Here is a 21,195-nt window from a genome sequence, read left to right as displayed (position 1 = left end):
GCCACTTGGCGCGAGCCCGGAATCCATCGGGCGGCAGTACGTGCAGGTGAATGGATGCCGGGCTCGCGCTTCGCACGCCCCGGAATGACAGAGAAACCTACTTCTCCTTCATCGGCGGCGCGATCTTCTCCGCCGGAGCCGGCGGCAGCGCCGGTTTGGTCGCGGCGCCCTGCGTCTCGGAATCCGGCCGCGCGGGCTCTGGGGCCGGCGTGGTCGGCCGGTCACCGCCAGGCTTGGATTCCGCGGGTACCTTGCTCTGTTCGTCGGACGGGGTGCCCTGAAGCGGTGGCGTCGCCTGTGTCAGCTCCATCCGGCTTTCGGCGCGGATTTGAGCAAGTGACATCACCGACACCACGACACCTGCTGCGAACAGCGAGCAGGCGATCATCAGGTCGCGTTTCAGTCTGAAATTGCCATTGCCGGTCATGTCGATCACCGCCTTTTCAGCAGGATCAACGAAATTGCGCGACGGCAGTTCCGCAACAGGCCGAGACGGGAACTGACCGCCGCGGGCCAAAACGCCGCGCTAAAGCGCGATGCGACCAGGATGAATCGTCATCGCACTTTAGGCTGTTGTTTAAGCATGATCTTTTCGGAACCGCTGCGCACTTTTCCGGATCATGCTTAGACTAGTCGGTCGTGCTGACCTCCCACGTCGCGTGGCGCACGCCCGGCAAATGCTGAAGATCCGTCGCCACCGCGTTCAGCTCGTTCGGATCGACCGCGGTCGCGACCAGCTTTGCCGCGATCTCAAGAACGTCCTCGCCGATTTCGGCCACATCGATATCGGCCACCGAATATTTCGCGGCCTCAAGCTTCTCGACGAGCCGGTCGCGCATATCCGGAAGAGCGTCTGCCGCAACCGCAAGCTTGAAGTAGTAGGTCGCCTCCGAGGTCTTCTCGTTCAGGGGAATGCGATTGATGGCATTGACCAGCGGGCGCAGCATGGTGTTGCCGGCGATGACGAAAACGGTCAGGGCGGTGGCCTGCGCGACCATGTCGGCGCCGGCGCACGAGCCGACCGCGGCCGAGGCCCACAGCGTCGCCGCGGTGTTGAGGCCGCGCACGTCCATACCCTGCTTCATGATGACGCCGGCGCCCAGGAAGCCGATGCCGGAGACGACATAGGAGATCACCCGCACCGCGCCGTCGGCCCCGGTCAGATGCATCGCGAGATCGACGAAGGCGGCGGCGCCGACGGCAACCAGCACGTTGGTACGCAGGCCCGCGGTGCGCTGACGGTACTGCCGCTCGGCGCCGATCAGCGTCCCCAGCACGAAGGCCGTGAACAGGCTGACCAGCGTATCGCCGAAGTCGGCAAGCTGGAATGTCGTCAGAAACCGCATGGCCCCCTATACGGCCAGAACGATGACAGCTTAAAGCTCCAGCAGCCCGCCGTCCCCATTTTCATCGGCAAAGGCCAGCAGCGTCCCCTTGGCGTTCCAGGCGAGCGCGGCCACAGCCGGTGTGCCGTTGCGGCGGACCAGGATCTCGGCGCCATCCTCCAGGCGTACCATCAGCACGGTGCCGTCGCTGTAGCCGGCGGCGAGGATATCATTCTTCGGATGGCAGGCGACGACCGACACGCGCGCCTGCAGCGGGGCGAGCATCGCGGGCTCCTTGCCCATCGGGCCGTCCTTGCTGCCGAACGGCCATACGATGACGGTGTCGGCCCCCGAGGTCGCCAGCCCCTTGCCGCCCGCGCTCCAGGACATCGAGCGGACCCGGCCGGGGTAGCCGGTCATGCGCATGTGCCTGTTGTCGGCCAGCCGCCAGCCATGCAGCGCCGGCTCGTGCATCGCGGTGACCAGGAATTTGTTGTCCGGGCTGAAGCTGACGCCGTGATGCGAACCGGCCCAGGGCAGGAATTCGGCTGATCCCGCCATGTTCGGAAACCACAGCGTCACGCCGTTGTAATGCGCGATCGCGAGCCGCAGGCCCTTCGGCGCGAAGGCAAGGCCGCCGACGGTCGAGGGCACCTCGAGCGACTTCTCCTCGGCTTTGCCGCTCTTGACGGTGGCCGTCTTGCCGGCCGACCAGGCGAAGGCACCGTCGGCGTGCAGCGCCACCGCATCGATCCAGCGCCGCTTCGGGTCGGTGGCGAGCAGCGTCACCTCGCCCTTGGCATCGAGCGAGACGACCTTGCCGTCGTCGCCGCCCATCACGAGGCGCTTGCCGTCGGAAGCGGTCGAGAGAATGCCGCCGCTGTGCACGGCAACCGTGGCGATCTCGCCTTTGCCATCGACGAACGCAACGTTCTCCTCGCTACCGACGAAAGCAGCGCGGGGACCAAGGAAATGCACCGAGGTCACGGCCATGCCGAGCGCGATCGGCTTGACGCGGTCGGTGACGGAGACGATCGAGGCGGAATCGGGAGGCGGCGTGAACTCTTTCATCACGAGACGATGCAGCTCTCGAAACCCTTGCGGATGGCCTCTTCCGGCAATTCGCGGCCGATGAAGACGAGGCGGCTCTCGCGCGGCTCGCCCTCCTTCCACTTCCGCTGGTGGTTGCCCTCCAGCATCATGTGGACGCCCTGGAAGACATAGCGATCGTCGTCGTCGTGGAAGGCGAGGATGCCCTTGGAGCGCAGGATCTTGCCGCCCTCGACCTGCACCAGGTTCTGGAGCCAGGGCATGAACACATTCGGATCGAGCGGCTTGTCGGTCTTGAGCGAGAGCGACTGCATCTCCTCATCGTGATAGTGCTTCAGGCCGTGGCCGTGATCATGGTGGTGATGGTCGTGGCCGTGATGGTGATGATCATGGTCGTGATCGTGATCGTGATCGTGATCGTGATCGTCGGCCTCCAGGAAGTCCGGCTCGATGTCGAGGATACGGTCGAGGTCGAACGCGCCGCGATCGAGCACGTCGGCCAGGGCGACCGAGCAGCGCTCGGTGCGGTGAAGTTTCGCATAGGGGTTGATGCCGCGAATGCGAGCCTCGACCTCGGCGAGCTCGCCCTTGGAGACGAGGTCGGTCTTGTTCAGGACGATCACGTCGGCAAAGGCGATCTGGTTCTTGGCCTCGGGTGCATCCTTCAAACGGTCGGACAGCCACTTTGCGTCGGCGACCGTGACCACCGCGTCGAGCCGCGCGTTCTTCTGCACGTCCTCGTCGACGAAGAATGTCTGGGCGACCGGCGCCGGATCGGCGAGACCCGTGGTCTCGACGATGATGGCGTCGAACTTGCCCTTGCGCTTCATCAGTCCGTCCATGATGCGGACGAGGTCGCCGCGCACGGTGCAGCAGATGCAGCCATTGTTCATCTCGAACACTTCCTCATCGGCGCCGATGATGAGGTCGTTGTCGATGCCGATCTCGCCGAATTCGTTGACGATGACGGCGTACTTCTTGCCGTGGTTTTCTGACAGGATGCGGTTCAGGAGCGTGGTCTTGCCGGCTCCGAGATAGCCGGTCAGGACAGTCACGGGAATCTTTTGGGAGGTCGCTTCAGACATAACAACTCCGGACTTCGGGCTTGTCGCGCGACGCGAGGCGGGGTGGCCCCTGCCTAATGGTCAAGCGCGCTGGTCAGGGCCTTTATATTGTGCCTGACCATGTCAATGTAAGTGGGTGCAGACCCCTTTTCGCCGGTCAAACTGTCCGAAATCAGGGTCCCGCCGACCTTGGCGCCGCTCTCGGCCGCGATCCGGCGGATCAGGCGATCGTCGCTGATATTTTCCAGGAACACGGCCGGGATCTTCTGGGCCTTGATCTGGCTGATGATGGCCGCAATGTCGCGCGCGCTGGGTTCGGTTTCCGTGGAGACGCCCAGGGGGGCGATGAACCGGATACCGTACTCGGCGGAAAAATAGCCGAAGGCGTCGTGGGTGGAGATCACCTTGCGCCGCTCCGGCGGAATTTTCGCCACGGCATCGCGGATCTCGCGGTCCAGGGTTTCGAGCTTTTCCAGATAGGCCTTGGCCTGGGTGCGGAAGAAGTCCGCCTCACCCGGGACGGCGGCGGCCAACGCATTGGCAATGTCGGTCACGTAGATCCTGGCGTTCGGGACAGACTGCCAGGCGTGGGGATCCGCGGCTGAGCCAAGCTTCAGAGGTACGATTCCGGCGCTGGCGACGACGACCGTTGCCTTGCTGCCGGAGGATTGGACGAGACGCGGCAGCCAGCCCTCGAGGCCGAGTCCATTGACGATGACGAGCCTTGCATCCGCGACCCGCTTCGCGTCGGCGGGGGCCGGCGTGTAGACGTGGACGTCGCCGTCCGCGCCGACCAGCGTCGTCAGATTGATGCGGTCACCACCGACGTTGCGGACGAAATCGCCGAGAATCGAGAAGCTCGCGACGACGTTGAGCCGCTCCGCGGCATGAAGCGGCGTGGCGATCAGCATCAATGCACAAATCAGGATGAGCCGCATCGTCATGCTTCCAGGTGCCGGCCGGGAAACAGTTGCCGGACGATGCCGCCGACGCGGCCGAACAGGACGGAGACGATGTAGAGCATCGTCGCCACGAGGATGATGGCCGGGCCTGACGGCACACGGGTCTGGAACGACAGCACCAGCCCCGCATAGCCCGAGACCGCGGCGGCAACGACGGCGATGCAGATCATCGTGGTCAGGTCGCGCGACCAGAACCGGGCAGTGCCCGCGGGCAGGATCATGAGTCCGACCGCAAGCAGCGTGCCGAGCGCCTGAAAGCCGTTGACGAGGTTGATGACGACGAGCGCGAGGAAGGCGAGATGCGCGGGACCGCCGGCGCGGCTCACGGTGCGCAAAAACAAGGGATCGACGCTCTCGATCACCAGCGGGCGATAGATCACCGCGAGCACCAGCAGAGTCACCGTGGCGTTGAAGGCGACCACCAGCAGCGTCTGATCGTCCATCGCGAGGATGTTGCCGAACAGCACGTGCAGCAGATCGATATTCGTGCCCTTGATCGAGACGATGGTGACGCCGAGCGCAAGCGAGGCCAGATAGAAGGTCGCAAGCGACGCGTCCTCCTTCAGCCCGGTCGAACGCGCGACCACGCCGGCGAGGATCGCGACTGCAAAGCCGGCGATCAGGCCACCGGCCGTCATCGCGAACAGACTGAGGCCCGAGAGCAGGAATCCGACGGCCGCGCCGGGCAGGATCGCGTGCGCCATGGCATCGCCGACGAGGCTCATCCGTCGCAGCATCAGGAATACGCCGATCGGCGCACCCGCCACCGCCAGCGCGATCACGGCGGCGAGCGCCCGCCGCATGAACTCGAATTCGGCGAACGGACCGATCAGCGCGTCATGGATCATCGGATATCACGCCGCCCGCGAGCTGACATCATCGGCCGCGCAGGCCGCGGCGCTGTCGTCGAAGGCCTCGCACATCCGCATCGCGACGATCAGGTTTTCCGGCGTCAGCACCTCCGCGGTCGGGCCCCATGCCACGGGGCCGCGCGCCAGCACCAGCGTGTCGCTGAAATGGTTGCGCACCATCTCCATGTCATGCAGCGCGGCGAGCACGGTGCGACCTTCGCCGTGCCATTGTTTCACCAGCGCGAGCAGATCGGCCGTGGTCTTGGTGTCGATGGCGTTGAAGGGCTCGTCGAGCACGATCAGGCTCGCATTCTGGAGCAGCACGCGCGCGAACAGCACGCGCTGCATCTGGCCACCCGAGAGCGTGCCGATCGGGCGGTTCTCGAATCCATTGAGGCCGACGGACGCGATCGCACCGAGGATCTTCTTGCGGGCAGCATTGCCGATGCCACCGAACAGACCGGTCGCGCGCCACAGCCCGGTGCCGACGAAGTCGAACACTGAGATCGGGAAGCTGCGGTCGATCTCCGCGCTCTGCGGCAGATAGGCGATGTCGCGGGCATCGAGGCCGCCGAGATGGATGCTGCCCTCGAGCGGTTTGAGGATGCCGACGATGCCGCGCAGCAGGGTCGACTTGCCGGCGCCGTTCGGGCCGATCACCGCGACAAGCGCACCCGGGGCGACCTCGCCGCTGAGATGGTGCACCGCCGGATGACGGTCATAGCCCAGCGTGACGTTGTGGAAATGCAGCGCCTCCATCCTCACCTCATCGCCAGAAAAACGATGCCCCAGAGCGCGGCACAAACGGCGGCCGCGGCCGCGAGGCGGCCTGCCACGGTCATGCGCAGGATCGACCATGGCGCCGCCTGGGCCGGATGCGGAGACGTCGCATCATGCACATGGGCATGGCTGTGGTCGCGCCCGTGCGAATGCCCGTGGCCATGGGAGTGACCGTGGGCATGGTCATGATGCTGGGCGCGGGATGCGGAGGGAACCATGCCGAGAACGTTATATTATAACATCACCTCTGTCCACGCCCGGCTCAGGGCTTGCCGATCACCATCGCGATCGCGGCGGCCACGAACGGGAATGGCACGGATACGGCGCAGCGGAACCAGACGAAACGGGCCGGCATGAACGGGATTTCCCACAAAATCACGCGCTGAAAGGCGAACAGCGCCCAGGCGACGACATAAGCGACAACCTGGGGTACCCCACCGCCGGACTTCAGCGCCACGGTGCCGATGGAGAAGCCGACCACGGGACCACCGGGCGTGGCGGCGCCGGCGACCACGGCAGTTGCGACCCCGAGCCAGCCGCTGTCCGGCCCGAGCCAGCCGGAGATCACCTCCTGCGGGATGATGGCCGCGATGTAGCCGGAGCCGATCACACCCAGCGCGATCCGCGGCACGATGTTGATGAAATCCATCGAGCCTTCGCGCAGCGAGGCCTTGAACACGGGAGGGCCGCGGCGGAACGCGATGAGGCCGACACCCAGAACCGAGCCCCACAACAGGATGTCGATCAGAAGCGCCGCGGTCAATTCTCGTCCTCCTTCGCGAGCGGCTTCGGATAGAGCCTGACATAGACGAAGCGGCCGAGGGCACCTGCGAGCACCGGCAGCGGCAGCGAGATCACGATCCGCCACAGCGTGAAGTCGGTGCCCATGATCGGGATCTCCCAGGCGACCGCCCGGCCGTAGCCGATCAGGGTCCAGCTCACGACCATGGCGATGGTGGCGCCGAAATCGGCGCCAACCGCGAGCAGCGCGCTGGCGACGGGATAGGCGGTGAAGGGACCGCCCGGCAGGATCGCGCCAAAGGCGGTGCCGATCAGAAGGCCCATCAGGCCGGATTTCGGCCCCAGCGAGCGCGAGACTTTCTCGTGTGGCAGGATCTCGGAGATGAAGGCGCCGAGCAGGCAACCGGCCAATACGCGCGGCAGGATGCCGCCGAACAGCGAGAGATCGTGGGTGAGAATGTCGAGGACGCCGTCGGCGCCGTCACGCCGCCAGACCAGCGCCGCGCTCACCGCCACCAGGGCTGCGATGATGATGGTCGACCAGCCGATCGGCTTGCGCACGCGCCCCGGCCGCGGCTCGGAGTCTGCGTCCTCGGCAGGCGCCGGGTCTTTCGGGGAAGGTTCTGACAACGGGCTCGGGTCGGATCGAGGGGATGCCCGTTCTGATTAGGAGCGCCGGCCGGGCGTTGCAAACGGAACGATCACAGGCCGATACGCGCCCCGTGCAGGGCAATTCCGCACAGCAAAAAGGCGGCCGCTGATGCGACCGCCTTTCGTAGTCTGTCATTCCGGGACGGCGAAGCCGAACCCGGGATCTCGCACCACAATTCCTGGATTCCGGGTTCGCCCTGCGGGCGTCCCGGAATGACAGGCTCAGGCTTTCTCGAACAGGGACTCCACGTATTCCCAGTTCACGAGGTTCTCGACGAACGCCTTGAGATAGTCGGGGCGGCGGTTGCGATAGTCGATGTAGTAGGAGTGCTCCCAGACGTCGCAGCCGAGGATCGGGGTGGCGCCGTGCACCAGCGGATTCTCGCCGTTCGGGGTCTTGGAGATTTCGAGCTTGCCGTTCTTGACCTGGAGCCAGCACCAGCCGGAGCCGAACTGGCCGACACCGGCCGCCTGGAAGTCGGTCTTGAACTTCTCGAAGCCGCCGAGGTCCTCGTTGATCTTCTTCTCGAGCTTGCCCGGCAGCTTGGTGCCGCCGCCATTTGGCTTCATCCAGCTCCAGAAGTGGATGTGGTTGTAGTGCTGGCCGGCATTGTTGAACACCGCGGGGTTCTTGCCGAACGAGCCCTTGACGATCTCTTCAAGGGACTTGCCTTCCCATTCGGTCCCCTTGAGCGCGTTGTTGCCGTTGGTGACGTAGGCCTGATGATGCTTGTCGTGATGATATTCGAGCGTCTCCTTCGACATGTACTGGCCGAGGGCGTCATAGGCGTAAGGGAGTGGGGGCAGCGTAAAGGTCATGGGTTCTTGTCCGCAACTGGTGGGAACGAGTTCTAACGGTCACCCCTTATAGAAGGTTCCGCGGCCGTTAAATACCTCAGAATTTCGAAAACGCGCGGCGAGGACGCTTGGCACGATTGCATAAAATCGTCGCAGCACGCGAAGATCTCCGCGGTCTTGGTGGTTCGATGCAAAATATCATTGCCTTTGAGGTGCTTATGGCAGAACGAATGCCCCACGCACCGAGGTTGCGAAAGACAGGGCCATGAGCATTGAGATCGACATTCTGAACGGCGACGCCTCGTGGCCGATTGCGGAGCCGCTGCATCAGGCGGTCTGGGGACCACAGACGATCGCGGACAAGCCCTGGGCTCACGTCAAATGGGCCAATGCGGATCTGCGCGTCCTGATCGAGACCCCCGAGGACGGTCTGGTCTGCCATGTCGGCATCTACTTCCGCACCGTCACTTGGAATGGGCAGAAGGTCCATATCGGCGGCATCGGCGGGGTCTGCACCCGCGAGGACCGGCGCGGCCGAGGCTATGCGACCGTGGCGATCGACGCGGCCGTGCACACCATCAGGGCCAACGAGGCAGTCCGCTTCGCGCTGCTGTTCTGCGAGCCGCACAATTTCGCGTTCTATGAGGCCCGGAGCTGGCTGCCCTTTAAGGGCGAGGTCTATTGCGAACAGCCGGAGGGGCGGATCCGCTTCACCCACATGGCGCCCTACGTCTTCAACATCGTCCGCGCCCCGACGCTGGGCACCATCGACCTATGCGGCCTGCCGTGGTGAGCCCTGCGTGAGCGAGGGCTGCGCCGGCTGCCGCACGCCTTATAATATGTCGATCATCATTTAATATTCCGCCCGGTGAACATGACGATCGACGCCCCTGCAGACGCCGTCCCGCCGGTTGCGCCGGTCGCCTCCCCCATCGCCAGCCTCCTGACCGCGCCGATCCTGCCGACGCTGCTGCGGCTCGCGATTCCCAACATGATCGCGATGGTCGGCAGCACGCTGGTTGCCATTGCCGAGACCTCCTATATCGGCCGGCTCGGCACCATTCCGCTCGCCGCGATCGCACTGGTGTTTCCGTTCGCGATGCTGACGCAGATGATGAGCGCGGGCGCAATGGGCGGCGGCGTCTCCTCCGCGATCAGCCGCGCGCTCGGGGCGGGGGATCGCGACCGCGCCGCGACGCTGGCGCTGCATGCCGCCATCATCGGCCTCGGCGGCGGGCTGTTCTTCACGGTGACGATGCTCGTCTTCGGCCGCTCCTTCTTCGCGCTGCTCGGCGGGCGCGAGCAGGTGCTCGAGGAAGCCAGCGGCTATTCGCAGGTGCTGTTCTCCGGCGCGGTCGCGATCTGGCTCGTCAACACGCTGGCCTCGGTGATCCGCGGCACCGGCGACATGCGCCTGCCTTCGATGATTCTGATCGGAGCGAGCGTGCTCCAGATCGCGCTCGGCGGCACGCTCGGGCTCGGGCTGTTCGGCGTGCCGCAATTCGGCATGCCGGGTGTCGCGAGCGGCCAGTTGATCGCGTTCAGCTGCGCGGCGATCTTCTTCCTCTGGTATCTGTTGTCCGGGCGCAGCCGGCTGCCGCTCGATCTCCGCGCGTTTTATTTCGAGCGCACGATGTTCCTGGACATCCTCAAGGTCGGCGCGGTGGCCTGTTTGTCGCCGCTCCAGACCGTGCTCACCATCCTGATCTTCACGAAGATTCTCGCGACCTTCGGCACCGAGATGCTGGCAGGCTATGGCATCGGATCGCGGCTGGAATTCTTGCTGATCCCGATCACCTTCGCCTTCGGCATCGCCTCGGTGCCGATGGTCGGCATGGCGATTGGCGCCGGACATGTGAAGCGCGCGCGGCGTGTGGCCTGGACAGCGGCTGCGGCCTCCGGACTCACGGTCGGCCTGATCGGCCTCGCCGTCGCGCTCGCTCCGTCGCTGTGGGTCGGGCTCTTCACGCGGGATCCAGGCGTCACCGCCGCCGCGCACAGCTATTTCCACTGGGCAGGTCCGGCGTTCGTGTTCTTCGGCGTGGGCGTGTCGTTGTATTTCTCGTCACAGGGCGCGGCGCGTGTCGGCGGGCCCGTGCTCGCCTCCACGGCGCGGCTCCTGATCGTCGCGATCGGCGGCGTCGGACTCATGACTGCGCAAGCTCCGGCCTGGACCCTGTTCGCGCTGGTCGGCGGCGCCATGGTGGTATTCGGCTTGTCGACCGCGGCCTCGGTCGCCTTCGTGCGCTGGGGCAAATGATCGCAGGCAGGTGAGCGCGAAATGAACGCAGGAATGTGATTCCAACCCGCGTTGCACAATCCTGCCGGGCTGCTATGGAGGCGCTCCATTTTCGGGGCCCTCCTCCATGATTTCCAGATTCGCAGCTCTCGTCGTCCTCCTCGCGCCGCTGCTTGGAGCATCTGCCGCTCGTGCGCAGAACGCCGACGGGACATGGCTCACGCAAGCGGGTGATGCGCGCGTCAAGATCAGCAAGTGCGGCGGCGGCATCTGCGGCCACATCGTCTGGCTGCGCCAGCCCTACGACACCTCGACCGGCCAGCCCGCTACCGACAGCAAGAATCCCAATCCCGCGCTCGCCAGACGCCCGATGATCGGCTTGCCATTGTTCAGCGGCATGCAGCCCGAGGGTCCGAGCAAATGGTCGGGCCAGATCTACAATGCCGACGACGGCAGCACCTATGCCAGCAGCATCAGCTTGATATCAGCGGATTCGCTGCGGGTCGAAGGCTGCGTCGGCGCGCTCTGCGGCGGCGAGACCTGGACGCGCGCGGGGCGTTAGGCTGCAGCCGCCGTCATCGCCTTCAGCGCCGTCGCGGCCGAGGCATACCCTCCCCGCGCCCCATCGATGAAGTGGACGTGATCGCTGCGCAGCGCCGAGGGCGCGAAGCAGGTCATCATGGCGGCGTCCTGCCGGTGGAGGCCGTAACGCACGATGCCGGCGCGCGCAGCCGTGGCGAGACGATCGCTGAGGGCGCGCTCGAGCTCCGGCGTGCAGTCGAGGATCATGCGCAGGCCGTCGTCATATTTCCTGAAATCGGAGTTCTCGACCACCTGGCGCCTGTAGACGTTCGGCACGAAGCCGCCGACCTTGAGATCAAAGCGCATGATCAGATAGGCGAACAGCGTGTAGGCCAGCACGCCCGCGCGGCGCACGAGCAGGGGACCTCCGCGCCGGGTGCGGGCTTCGTAATCCACCCCCTGCGGCGGCCATTTCAGCGGCGGCCCCTGCGGCGGCACCGGACGGGCGCCATCCGGGCTGCGCTCGACCAGGTGAATGACGTCCTCGATCGCCTTGCGGAAGGCACGCGGATCGGCGTCGCGCGCCGGCATCACCAACACGGAGAGGATCAGCCCGCGCGAGGCCGGCATCACCTCGAAGCGGCAGGACAGGCCGGACAAATCGGGCTGCGTGCCGGCTTGCGCCTCGGCGACCGCAAATTCGCCGCGCTTCATCGCGGCATCGGCCCAGGCGAGCCCGCCGCCGGAGAACATCGCGTAGGACAGGTTTGGCGACGGCCCGAAACGGGCGACGCGCACGTCAAGCCCCCGTGCACGGATGGCGCTGACCGGCACCAGCGCGACGCGCATCCCCAGATCGAGATCCTCCCGCACCCAGGTCGCGGTTGCAGCCAGCGCCTCGCGGGCCAGTTCCAGATCGTGGGGCGCGACCGCGAAGCTGGCGCCGTCGCCGCCGAACACGAAGGGGAATTCGCGTCCTCCCAACGCGTTCGTCACCGCCGCGATCACGGCGGCGCCGGCCATGTTGACCGCCTTGTAGCGCTGCGCCGCGATCGCCTTGGTCGAATCGACGATGTCGGCAACTCCGATGCTCCAATCGTCCGGCAGCGGCGAATACAGCGCGGGGTCCATCAGGCTGGTGAAGCCTCGGAAGACGGGAATGCCGCCATAGAAGTATTCGCCTGAGGTCATCGGGGATGCCGGATGGTTGGAGTGCGAAACAAATACGTGGCAGGATCGATCCGGGTTCGCTGAACGGCGCCCCCAAATTCAATCATTGGCTGAAACCGATCCGGACAACAAGATATGGCCCCGCTGCAATGCCGCGGCGGCGTCATTGATCGGCATCAAACGACGGCCCGGGGAGAACGGCTATCGTCGGTCAGCTCCAAGGGTTGCATGGGATGATCGAGGTGCCCGACTTCGGCAACAAGGACTCCACCTCTCCGGTCAGGCGGCGCACGGGCATCGCCCCGATCAGCGCGGTGAAGATGCCCGAAAGACTGACGGCGGCCGTCGACGCCTGGGCTGAATCTCATCGGCTGACCCGCTCGGATGCGATCTGCAAGCTGATCGAGCTGGGCCTGGAGAGCGCACCTCCGGTCCTCTCGCCGGTGCACCCGATCGAATCGGGCGCCACCAGGATCGAAGAGACCGCGGTCCACGAGATCGAGACGCTGCTCGATCCCGCATTGCCGGAGGACGAACGCGAGCGGCGCATCCGCCGCCTCACCGAAGGCCCGCCGGAATTCTCACACGAGCGAATTGACCTGCCGAAGGACTCGCCGAAGCAGCGGACGTGATCGGCTTAGTGCAGCCTCTCATCCTGACGCTTGCGCAAGGCATCGAGAGACTCATGGCAGCCGACCAGGCGGACGAATTGCTGCGGGTACATTTCATGCCCGTGACTGCCGGAATTCTGATGTGTCATCGGCGGGCAGTGGACATCGTCCGACTTCGCAGGGGATTGCTCCGTGCGGCCCTGATTTGAAGCGGTCATGTTTGAAGCGGTCATGTTTGACGCCGTCATGGACTGCTCCCTGTCGATTAGGGCAGATCGATTGACGTAACCCAACCGATTGCGAGGCATCTTACGACCAAATCCGGCTGAATGTCATTGTGCCGGATCAATGCAATTATGGCGTTAGAGTTCCGCTCATGCCGTATTCCCCGCGTCGACAGTGAACACCGTCCCGGTGACATTGCGGCCCCCTTCCCCCAGCAGATACTCCACCATGCGCGCGACGTCGTCCGTCTCCGGCAGGCGACGCAGCGCACTGCGGCTGGCGATGCGCTTGCGGCCCTCGTCCGAGAGGTTGTGCGTGAGCTCGGTGTCGATGAAGCCCGGTGCGACCGCGTTCACGGTGATGCCGAGCTTGCCGACCTCGCGCGCGAGCGAGCGGGTGAACCCGGTGGCGGCGGCCTTGGTCGCGCCATAGACGGACAGGCCGTTGTAGCCGGTTGTCGCGATGATCGAGGAGATGTTGATGATGCGGCCGGCGCCATCGGCCATCATCTGCCGCGCGACATATTTGGTGAGGACGATCGGCGACAGCACGTTGAGCTGCACCAGTGCCGCGATCTCGGAATTGTGCATGGTGGCGAGCAGGCCTTCGGTGCCGAGGCCGGCATTGTTGACGAGGCCGTAGATCGGGCCGAACTCGTCGCGAACGAGTTTTGCGAAGGCCGGGATCGCATCGATCACCGCAAGATCGCAGGCGCGGAAATGCAGCCGCCCCTCGGACTGGGCAATCGCCGCCTTGAGCTCGTCGCTCCCGCGTCGCGCCGCCGCGATCACGTTGAAGCCACCTCCGACGAGGCGCGTTGCAATGGCAAGACCTATACCGCGGCTGCCGCCGGTGACGAGAACGTTATGCATCGGTGCGCGCCAGTTTGCCGGCCGGGGTGACGTCGAGCGCCTCGACGAAACGGATCACCGCCGGCACCTTGTGGGAGGCGAGCTGGGCGCGGCACTGATCCAGGATCTGGTCGCGAATCTCTTTCGTGCGCGCCGCATCGGTACCGTCGGCGAGGATCACGTCGGCGACGACGATGCCGCCGGTGATCGGGCTGCGGCGCGATTTCGCGCGCGACATCCGCACGTCGGGATGGCGATTGATCACCGCCTCGATCTCCTCGGGGTGGACCTTCAGCCCGCCGATATTGATGATGCCGCCGCGACGGCCGACGAAATAATAACGGTCGCCACGCAGCTCGACGATGTCGCCGCTGTCGACAAAGCCGTCGGCATCGGTGAGCGTCGCCGCGTTGCGGCCGACATAGGCATGCGCCGTGCGTGCCGAGCGAATCCGCAGCGAGCCGTCGACGACCTTCATCTCGACGCCGTTGCGGTTGCCGAGATAATCGGCCGGAAAGCCTTCCAGCCCGTCATTGACGGCGAAGCCGACGCCGGCCTCGGTCGAGGCATAGGCGTGACCGACGGAAGCATTGGGGAACGCCGCCTTCAAGCCGTCGAGCACGGCCTGGTCGGCGATCTCGCCGGAGAGACGGACGTAAGCCGGGGCGAATTGCGCGGCCGCGCCGCTCATCAGGAGCTTGCGCCAGTGCGAGGGCGTACCCGAGATGTGCGAGACGCCGCGCGCATTCAACCGCGCGATGTGATCGCCGAGCGCTTCATGCGGATCGGACAGCACCATCGAGCCGCCGGACAGGATGGCGCGGAGGAAAATTTGCAGGCCGCCATAGCGGCGAATGTCGTAGAACGTCGCCCATACCGGCGCCGGCCCGCGCGTCGGACCTTCGGCAACGATCGCCCCGGTCAACGCCTCCAGCGTATGACCAGCGATCTTTGGCACGCCCGAGGTACCCGAAGTCAGCATCAGCCATTCGGTCGCACGTTCGCTCGTGGCCGGCGCGGCGGCTTGAAGCGGCAAATGCGCGGTGACGACCAGCGGCACGCCGTTGCCGGCCCAGCGATCGGGCTCGTCGCTGACGACGGCATCGATGCCGGCATCTGCGATCAACGAGTCAAGATGCGCCGGGTTGAGATCCGGCGGACACAACAGCATGCGGCGGGCGATGCCGTCGAGCTCGATCATGGCAAGGCCTGACCGGAGCTGGTCCGACAGTTTCAGCAGCACCGCGCGGCCGGACAGCTCGCGCAGGCGGCCGCCCAGAACCGTGTGTGACAGGACGTCCGTCAGCGACACGACATCGTGCGCATCGGAGATCGTGCGGCCCTTCAGCTCCGCGCCGAGATGATCGCGAAGCGCGAAGATCTCACGCGGGGACATTTTCGTAGGCCCGCACGAAATCGCCCACCGTGGCGGGGAAGGCAGCGTCCTCGGAAATGGTGAAGGGATCGACGCCGGTCTCGTCCTCGAGGCGGGCGACAAGAATCGCGAAGGCGAGCGAGTCGAAGCCCGTCTCGTGCAGGGACAGATCGTCCGAGAGTGCTGGAAGCGTGACGTGCTGCTCTTTGGCGATCTGCTGGATCGCTTCAATGACCTTTGACCTTACCGACATGGCTGGCTCGCTTTTCGTTGTCGTTGGTGTTGCGGCGGCTCTTGATGACCGCCTCCCCATGACCCTCTGTTTACCCGACAGAGGTAAATGGCCTCTTGGACAATTCAGATAAAATTGGACCCATCTGGCGGATTTTGGTGACGCTACAGCCGGATCGTGCCGTCTACGATCCCGGCAAATGTACTGGAATCGAGTGCGACATAGGCGCCGGATTTCGGATCAAGCATGAACAGCGGATCGGAGATCGCGGCCGGATCAAATCCCTCGCACGCGAGATCGCCCTTCTTCTGCTTGAACGTCTCGGTCGCATCGAGTTCGCGCGAGATGCGGATGAAGACCGGCCGAGCGTAAGCCGGCAGGCGCTGCGCCAGATGCGCAGGCAGCGCGGCGATGTCAAAGCCCTCGTTCACGACGACCGCGCTCATGCCGGCGCGGCCGTCGGCACCGGGGATGGCAACGCCGTAGGTGGTGGCGTCAACCACGCCGGTGAAATCGCGCACGGCGTCGTTCACCTCCGAGGTCGCAACGTTCTCGCCCTTCCAGCGGAAGGTGTCGCCGATGCGGTCGACGAAATGGAAAAAGCCCTTGTCGTCGATCCGCATCAGATCGCCGGTGCGGAACCAGGCATCGCCTCTGGCAAAGACGTCGCGCAGGATCTTCTTCTCGGTCTCGCCGGCATCGGTGTAGCCTTCGAAGCGGCCGCCGCCCTCGTCCGCGGTACCGATGCGGCCAATGGCTTCGCCGGTCTCGCCGCGGGCACAGGCGATGCAAAATCCCTCCCCATTGCGCAGCGGCACGCCGCTGCCGGGGTCGAGCTTGACGAGACTGGCGGGAAAGCGATGTGCGAGCAGCGGCGGAATGCGCCCGATCGCGCCCGGTTGCCCCTCGACATTGAACAGCGAAAAATTGCCTTCAGTCGCCGCGTAGAATTCGAGGATGCGTGGAATGGAAAAGCGCGCCTGGAAATCTGCCCAGATGTCGCCGCGCAAGCCGTTGCCGCAGACGAGCCGCAGGCGGTGCCGCGTCTCGTATTCCGACGGCGCCGCCTTCAGCAGATAGCGGCAGAGCTCGCCGATATACTGGAATAACGTGCAGTCATGCCGGACGATGTCGGACCAGAAGTGCGAGGCCGAGAATTTTTCCGCAATGGCGACCGAACCGCCGGCAGCCAGCATGCTGCACGGCGCGACAATGCCGCCGACCGAGTGGAATAGCGGCAGGCAGTCGTAGAGGCGGTCCTGTGGCGTCGCGCCGGTGAGACCGGCGAACCAGAAGCCCCAGTTGAGGATGCGGCGGTGGCTGATGCTGGCCGCTTTCGGCATGCCGGTGGTGCCCGAGGTGTAGATCAGCAGCGCGCGGTCATCGATCGTGACGTCGCCATGTTCGTCCGACGAGAGCGGGCCGTCGTCGAGGACGGCAAGAGCGACGTCGATCGCGCGTTGGCTGCGGGCATCGCCGTGGGTCCAGACCTTGGGCTGCGCCTTCAGATGCGGCGTTGCGCCGTCCAGCATTTCCGTCAGCGCGTGCGCGACGATGATATGCGCCGGCCTTGCGACGTCGATGCAATGCGCAAGCGACTGTCCCACCAGCTTTGTATTGAGCAGCGCCACCACGCCTCCGACGCGGCTGATGCCGAGCCAGGCCGCGAGATAGTCGATACCGTTCGGCATGATGAGGGCTACTGTATCGCCCTTGGCTACCCCGACCGAGCGTGCCCAGCGCGCGTAGCGATTGATGCGATTCGACAGGCCTTGATAGTCGAGACTTGTGTCAGCCGTGACCAGCGCGACGCGGCCGGGCTGGCGTTGCGCCCAATCGTCGATGACGTCCGCGAACAGACGCCCGGGCAATGCCTCGATCCGCGCAGTGAGCTCGATCGCCTTCAGCCAGATCTTCGAGGCCGACGGTGCGTGTACGGTTTTCGGCTGCTCGATGACGCCGGTGGTCATATTGTTCACTCTTTCGGGCCGTCTGCTTGTGTCCGGCAGCTTAGCCCGCGCGCACTGCCCAGGTGTTAAGAGACAAGGTAAAACTCCGTTAGTGCGCGATTAACTCTAGCGATCCTTTACCAGGCCGGCGGGATTGGCGTGCAGCCCGGTGCCATTCTTGCGACAGCGAAGTAGCGAAGGCGAGCGGGAAGCTTCCCCTCTCTCCTCGTGGGCGAGGCTGTCTCGCCGCATAGCGGCGAGATTGGTGGTGCCTTGTACGCCGGGCGGAGCCACCGACGTGCTGTCGCGGCTGCTCTGCCAGCGCCTCTCCGACCGGCTCGGCCAGACTTTCGTGGTCGCGAACAAGCCGGGCGCCTGCAGCAACATCGGGACACAGGTCGTAGTGCACAGCAATGCCCATGAGTTCGGCAGCATGCTGATGGCGGAAACCGATCCTGGCGCAAAGTGGTCGAGCTGTCGGGCGTGAAGAAGGAGTAGAGGGAGGCGCTAGGCGGCCTTCGCCAAGCAGGAAATTCCTTGCTCTACCATCCCTTGTGCTGACCGCTTCGCCTGTGACGCGGGTGCGGCGCGTTGACCGGATAATACGGATTGAGGTCACAGGTCGCGGCGCGGCCCGAGGCGGTCGCGCGGCACTGCGGCAGCGAGGTGAAGGAGCAGTCGTACCAGTCCCCACCACCGCCATTCGCACCGGAATAGACGTGCATGCAGACGGGATAGCGGGGATCGAAGGTTTGCCCGTGCGACGGCGCGACAGAGAGCACGACACCGACGGCCACGGTCAGGCCGAGCAAACCAGACGACGCGAATATCCGAGAAAACCGCATCGCAGACCGCTAGTGCTGTTTCTTGTGGCGCCGGCGCGGCGGCGGGGGTTCGTCGAAGGCGTAATACGGGTTGAGATCGCAGCTCGCCGAGCGGCCCGACGCGGTCGCGCGGCACTGCGGCAGCGAGGTGAAAGAGCAGTCGAAATAGTCTCCGCCGCCACCACCGAAGCCGCCGGGCGTATAGACGTGCATGCACACCGGATAGCGCGGATCATAGGTCTGGGCGCTGGCATCTGCCGCGAACAGCGTGGCAATCGCGGTGAGGGTCAAGATCGGCAAGCGCATGGACGCATCCTCGAGTCAGTGGCCGCCGGCGGATCGGGGGCCGGCGGCTCCATATGGCACAACATCACGACGGACGCGACTGTTCCTGGAGATAGATTACGGCAAGGTGAGTAGGGTGGGGGGGCTGCGGCGCTAGGCGCCGAGCCCCTGCAGCACGAGCCGATTCAGCCTTGCCGCGAACGCCGCCGGGTCTTCCGGCAATTCGCCGTCCAGGATCTGCGCCTGTTCGAGCAGGAGCAGGCTGAGATCGTCGACGACCTTCGAGCCAGCTTGCGCCTTGGTGACCGCGGTCACCAGCGGATGGCGCAAATTGATCTCGAGGATCGGCTTGGTCTTCATGCCGCGGTTCTGCTGCGACAGGATGCGCTCGAGCTCGCGGCTGGGGCCCTGGCTGTCGGCGACGAGGCAGGAGGCCGAGCTGGTGAGCCGGGTCGAGGCCTTGACGTCGCTGACGCGCTCGCCGAGCGCGGCCTTGATCACGGCGATGGTAGCCGCTTCATCCGCGGCCGGCTCGTCCTTCTTCGCCTCGTCCGCCTCGTCGACGCGCGGAATCAGGTCGAGATTGAGATCGCCCTGGCTCAGCGACTTCAGCGGCTTGCCGTCGAACTCCGACGGCATCGAGGTCCAGAAGGCGTCGACCGGATCGGACAGCAGCAACACCTCGATGCCGCGCGCGGTCGCAGCTTCCAGCCGCGGATTGGATTTCAGCCGCTCGATGCTGTCGCCGACGAGATAATAGATCTCGGTCTGGTTCGGCTTGAAATCGGCGATGACCTGCTTCAGCGACCGCTTCTCGCCCGACGTGGTGGTGAAACGCGACAGCGCGAGCAGCTTTTCGCGCCGCTCGAAATCCTCGTAGATGCCTTCCTTCAGCACCGCACCGAACGCGTCCCAGATCTTGGCGAAATTCTCCGGGTCCTTGTCGGCAAGGCTTTCGAGCTCGGACACAACCCGGGTCGCCACGGCTTTGCGGATCTGCGCGAGCTGCGGATTGTTCTGAAGCATCTCGCGCGAAATGTTGAGCGGGAGATCCTCGCTATCGACGACGCCGCGGATGAAGCGCAGATAGCCCGGCAACAGATTGGCATCGTCGGTGATGAAGACGCGCCGGACATAGAGCTTCACGCGCCCCTTGCGGTTAGGCTCGAACAGGTCGAACGGCTTGGTCGAGGGCGCGAACAGCAGCACGGCGTAGGAGTAGCGGCCCTCGGCGCGGTAGTGCAGCGTCATCGCGGGGTCGTCGAAGGCGGAGGCGATCTGCTGATAGGCCTTCTTGTAGTCGTCCGCCGTCAGCTCGGATTTCGCGCGCTGCCACAGCGCGCTGGCCGAATTGATCTGGCGCGGCTCGCCTTCTTCGGGCACCAGCTCGATCGGGAACAGGATGTTGTCGGAATAGGCCGTGACGATGCGCTCGATCTCGTAGGTCTCGAGATATTTCTTGGCGTCGTCCTTCAGGTGCAGGACGATCTCGGTGCCGCGCGTCACGCGCGCCGCGTCCTCGTCGCTGGCACGGGCAATCTCGAAGCCGGAGCCGCCGGACGACGTCCAGGTCCAGACGTCGCTCTCGCCGGCGCGGCGGCTGATCACGACGATCTTCTCGGCGACCATGAAGGCTGAATAGAAGCCGACGCCGAACTGGCCGATCAGGCCGAGGCCGTCCTTGGCCTCCTTCAGCTTGGACACGAACGCCTTGGTCCCGGAGCGGGCGATGGTGCCGAGATGATCGATCAGCTCCTGCCGCTCCATGCCGATGCCGTTGTCGGCGATCGTAAGCGTCTTGGCCGTCTTGTTCGGGATGATGCGGATCTTGAGCGCGTCGCCCTCGCCCAGCAGGGCGGGACTTGCGATGGCCTCGTAGCGCAGCTTGTCGCAGGCATCGGAGGCATTGGAGATGAGTTCGCGGAGGAAGATGTCGGTTTCCGAATAGACGGAATGCACCATCAGGTGCAGCAGTTCGGAAACTTCGGCCTGGAAAGGCTGCGTATGCACAGCCGTATCTGACGTCGTCATGCGCTTACCCGGTCAAAACAAAGGGAGGAACCCGGATATAGCGCGAGGCAACGGCGGATCAAGAGGATGTGAAGCATGCGCCCGGAAGGCTCCCGTCACGGGAGGCGCGGATCAGGTCACGCAACGGCCGGGCTGGAGCAGCTTCGCGACCTCCGTCAGGGAGCTGACCATCGGCTCACAGGCGATCGTCGGCCTGGTGCGAACCTTCTGCTGGTTCTGGAGCAGCACCGGCGGCTTGGCGTTGCCGGTCTCGATCACCGCCGGGACCCGCAGCAGCACCGACGTATCGGCGAGGTCGTTCAGCCGCATCGACACCGTCCGGGTCGGAGCCGGCGCCGGCTTGGTCACAGCGATCCGGTCCGCCTTTGCGGCGCGATTGACGTTGTGGCTCGGGGCGAAGTTCGCGCTGCGGCTGGAGGTGTCGGCGACCGCCTGCCAGCGACCAGCCAAGTCATGGCCGGAGGCCAATTGCACAGCACCGAGCGTCGCGACGGTCGCAATGGCGCCTAAAAATACCTTTTGAATCTGTGACATGGCTGTCGATCCCTCGCCCCATGGCGATCACGGGAACAACGCCGCCACAGGATCGGCGGTTCTCGGCCATTACGATCACTTAACCGTGTGCGAAAAATGCCGCAGGTCGGCGAAATATTTCGCAA

The 21,195-nt window shown here is 65.1% G+C and carries 26 protein-coding genes; 5 read left to right on the top strand and 21 right to left on the bottom strand.

What is annotated here, in order from left to right; all coding sequences use genetic code 11:
* Window positions 1–97: 97 nt before the first annotated feature.
* The 11 genes from ACM42_RS31860 to ACM42_RS31810 form a co-directional block, all read right to left on the bottom strand.
* Window positions 98–427 carry a hypothetical protein gene (locus ACM42_RS31860; RefSeq protein ID WP_271532263.1) on the bottom strand — a complete coding sequence of 110 codons (330 nt, stop codon included), beginning with the start codon at window positions 425–427 and terminating at the stop codon, window positions 98–100.
* A 202-nt stretch (window positions 428–629) separates the two neighbouring features.
* On the bottom strand, window positions 630–1,346 hold the full coding sequence (locus tag ACM42_RS31855; protein ID WP_271531713.1) for an MgtC/SapB family protein: 717 nt from the start codon (window positions 1,344–1,346) through the stop codon (window positions 630–632).
* A gap of 30 nt (window positions 1,347–1,376) precedes the next feature.
* Window positions 1,377–2,396 carry a WD40 repeat domain-containing protein gene (locus ACM42_RS31850; protein ID WP_271531711.1) on the bottom strand — a complete coding sequence of 340 codons (1,020 nt, stop codon included), beginning with the start codon at window positions 2,394–2,396 and terminating at the stop codon, window positions 1,377–1,379.
* Window positions 2,396–3,460 (bottom strand): CobW family GTP-binding protein, encoded by a 1,065-nt coding sequence (locus tag ACM42_RS31845; RefSeq protein WP_271531710.1) that lies wholly within the window; start codon window positions 3,458–3,460, stop codon window positions 2,396–2,398. Before ACM42_RS31845 ends, ACM42_RS31850 begins: the two co-directional genes overlap by 1 nt.
* 53 nt (window positions 3,461–3,513) lie before the next feature.
* Window positions 3,514–4,377 (bottom strand): metal ABC transporter substrate-binding protein, encoded by an 864-nt coding sequence (locus ACM42_RS31840; RefSeq protein ID WP_271531708.1) that lies wholly within the window; start codon window positions 4,375–4,377, stop codon window positions 3,514–3,516.
* Between the two features lie 2 nt (window positions 4,378–4,379).
* Window positions 4,380–5,249: a metal ABC transporter permease gene (locus ACM42_RS31835; RefSeq protein ID WP_271531706.1), complete on the bottom strand. Its 870-nt coding sequence runs from the start codon at window positions 5,247–5,249 to the stop codon at window positions 4,380–4,382.
* Window positions 5,250–5,255: 6 nt separating this feature from the next.
* The gene (locus tag ACM42_RS31830) at window positions 5,256–6,011 is read right to left on the bottom strand and encodes a metal ABC transporter ATP-binding protein (protein ID WP_271531704.1); all 756 of its coding nucleotides are present in this window, start codon (window positions 6,009–6,011) and stop codon (window positions 5,256–5,258) included.
* A 2-nt stretch (window positions 6,012–6,013) separates the two neighbouring features.
* The gene (locus ACM42_RS31825; protein ID WP_271531702.1) at window positions 6,014–6,250 is read right to left on the bottom strand and encodes a hypothetical protein; all 237 of its coding nucleotides are present in this window, start codon (window positions 6,248–6,250) and stop codon (window positions 6,014–6,016) included.
* 44 nt (window positions 6,251–6,294) lie between these two features.
* Window positions 6,295–6,795: a hypothetical protein gene (locus ACM42_RS31820; protein WP_271531700.1), complete on the bottom strand. Its 501-nt coding sequence runs from the start codon at window positions 6,793–6,795 to the stop codon at window positions 6,295–6,297.
* The gene (locus tag ACM42_RS31815) at window positions 6,792–7,403 is read right to left on the bottom strand and encodes a permease (RefSeq protein ID WP_271531698.1); all 612 of its coding nucleotides are present in this window, start codon (window positions 7,401–7,403) and stop codon (window positions 6,792–6,794) included. The genes ACM42_RS31820 and ACM42_RS31815 overlap by 4 nt, the downstream gene beginning before the upstream one ends.
* Before the next feature lie 243 nt (window positions 7,404–7,646).
* Entirely contained in the window at window positions 7,647–8,243 is a 597-nt protein-coding gene (locus ACM42_RS31810; protein WP_027573470.1) for a superoxide dismutase, read from the bottom strand.
* Between the two features lie 244 nt (window positions 8,244–8,487).
* On the opposite strand from ACM42_RS31810, the gene ACM42_RS31805 reads away from it, so the two are divergent.
* From ACM42_RS31805 to ACM42_RS31795, 3 genes are all read left to right on the top strand, one after another.
* The gene (locus ACM42_RS31805) at window positions 8,488–9,015 is read left to right on the top strand and encodes a GNAT family N-acetyltransferase (protein WP_271531694.1); all 528 of its coding nucleotides are present in this window, start codon (window positions 8,488–8,490) and stop codon (window positions 9,013–9,015) included.
* Between the two features lie 81 nt (window positions 9,016–9,096).
* Window positions 9,097–10,482 (top strand): MATE family efflux transporter, encoded by a 1,386-nt coding sequence (locus ACM42_RS31800; RefSeq protein WP_271531693.1) that lies wholly within the window; start codon window positions 9,097–9,099, stop codon window positions 10,480–10,482.
* Between the two features lie 106 nt (window positions 10,483–10,588).
* The gene (locus ACM42_RS31795; protein ID WP_271531690.1) at window positions 10,589–11,023 is read left to right on the top strand and encodes a DUF2147 domain-containing protein; all 435 of its coding nucleotides are present in this window, start codon (window positions 10,589–10,591) and stop codon (window positions 11,021–11,023) included.
* Here the strand turns inward: ACM42_RS31795 and ACM42_RS31790 are convergent.
* A complete protein-coding gene (locus tag ACM42_RS31790; protein ID WP_271531689.1) occupies window positions 11,020–12,174 on the bottom strand; it encodes a DUF3095 domain-containing protein in 1,155 nt (384 codons plus the stop codon). The two genes, ACM42_RS31795 and ACM42_RS31790, sit on opposite strands and share 4 nt — an antisense overlap.
* Before the next feature lie 212 nt (window positions 12,175–12,386).
* On the opposite strand from ACM42_RS31790, the gene ACM42_RS31785 reads away from it, so the two are divergent.
* The gene (locus ACM42_RS31785; protein ID WP_271531687.1) at window positions 12,387–12,785 is read left to right on the top strand and encodes a hypothetical protein; all 399 of its coding nucleotides are present in this window, start codon (window positions 12,387–12,389) and stop codon (window positions 12,783–12,785) included.
* Between the two features lie 5 nt (window positions 12,786–12,790).
* Here ACM42_RS31785 and ACM42_RS31780 read toward each other — a convergent pair whose 3' ends face one another.
* The 5 genes from ACM42_RS31780 to ACM42_RS31760 form a co-directional block, all read right to left on the bottom strand.
* Entirely contained in the window at window positions 12,791–12,997 is a 207-nt protein-coding gene (locus ACM42_RS31780) for a hypothetical protein (RefSeq protein WP_271532261.1), read from the bottom strand.
* Window positions 12,998–13,138: 141 nt separating this feature from the next.
* Window positions 13,139–13,861: an SDR family NAD(P)-dependent oxidoreductase gene (locus ACM42_RS31775; protein WP_271531685.1), complete on the bottom strand. Its 723-nt coding sequence runs from the start codon at window positions 13,859–13,861 to the stop codon at window positions 13,139–13,141.
* A complete protein-coding gene (locus tag ACM42_RS31770; protein WP_271531683.1) occupies window positions 13,854–15,236 on the bottom strand; it encodes a class I adenylate-forming enzyme family protein in 1,383 nt (460 codons plus the stop codon). The genes ACM42_RS31775 and ACM42_RS31770 overlap by 8 nt, the downstream gene beginning before the upstream one ends.
* Window positions 15,223–15,468 carry an acyl carrier protein gene (locus ACM42_RS31765; RefSeq protein WP_015688794.1) on the bottom strand — a complete coding sequence of 82 codons (246 nt, stop codon included), beginning with the start codon at window positions 15,466–15,468 and terminating at the stop codon, window positions 15,223–15,225. Before ACM42_RS31765 ends, ACM42_RS31770 begins: the two co-directional genes overlap by 14 nt.
* 143 nt (window positions 15,469–15,611) lie before the next feature.
* Window positions 15,612–17,426 carry a long-chain-acyl-CoA synthetase gene (locus tag ACM42_RS31760; RefSeq protein ID WP_271531681.1) on the bottom strand — a complete coding sequence of 605 codons (1,815 nt, stop codon included), beginning with the start codon at window positions 17,424–17,426 and terminating at the stop codon, window positions 15,612–15,614.
* A gap of 238 nt (window positions 17,427–17,664) precedes the next feature.
* On the opposite strand from ACM42_RS31760, the gene ACM42_RS31755 reads away from it, so the two are divergent.
* A complete protein-coding gene (locus ACM42_RS31755) occupies window positions 17,665–17,883 on the top strand; it encodes a hypothetical protein (protein ID WP_442868959.1) in 219 nt (72 codons plus the stop codon).
* Window positions 17,884–17,938: 55 nt separating this feature from the next.
* On the opposite strand, the gene ACM42_RS31750 is transcribed toward ACM42_RS31755, so the two are convergent.
* From ACM42_RS31750 to ACM42_RS31735, 4 genes are all read right to left on the bottom strand, one after another.
* Window positions 17,939–18,241: a DUF3551 domain-containing protein gene (locus ACM42_RS31750; RefSeq protein ID WP_271531679.1), complete on the bottom strand. Its 303-nt coding sequence runs from the start codon at window positions 18,239–18,241 to the stop codon at window positions 17,939–17,941.
* Window positions 18,242–18,250: 9 nt separating this feature from the next.
* Window positions 18,251–18,526 (bottom strand): DUF3551 domain-containing protein, encoded by a 276-nt coding sequence (locus ACM42_RS31745; RefSeq protein ID WP_271531678.1) that lies wholly within the window; start codon window positions 18,524–18,526, stop codon window positions 18,251–18,253.
* A 132-nt stretch (window positions 18,527–18,658) separates the two neighbouring features.
* The gene (gene htpG, locus ACM42_RS31740; RefSeq protein ID WP_271531676.1) at window positions 18,659–20,536 is read right to left on the bottom strand and encodes a molecular chaperone HtpG; all 1,878 of its coding nucleotides are present in this window, start codon (window positions 20,534–20,536) and stop codon (window positions 18,659–18,661) included.
* 111 nt (window positions 20,537–20,647) lie between these two features.
* Entirely contained in the window at window positions 20,648–21,070 is a 423-nt protein-coding gene (locus tag ACM42_RS31735; protein ID WP_271531674.1) for a hypothetical protein, read from the bottom strand.
* Window positions 21,071–21,195 lie beyond the last annotated feature (125 nt).

The organism is Bradyrhizobium sp. CCBAU 25338, assembly GCF_028128965.1.
Classification (GTDB): domain Bacteria; phylum Pseudomonadota; class Alphaproteobacteria; order Rhizobiales; family Xanthobacteraceae; genus Bradyrhizobium; species Bradyrhizobium liaoningense.
Note: the sequence above shows the minus strand (reverse complement) of the source record. Positions and strands in the feature narration are given on the sequence as shown.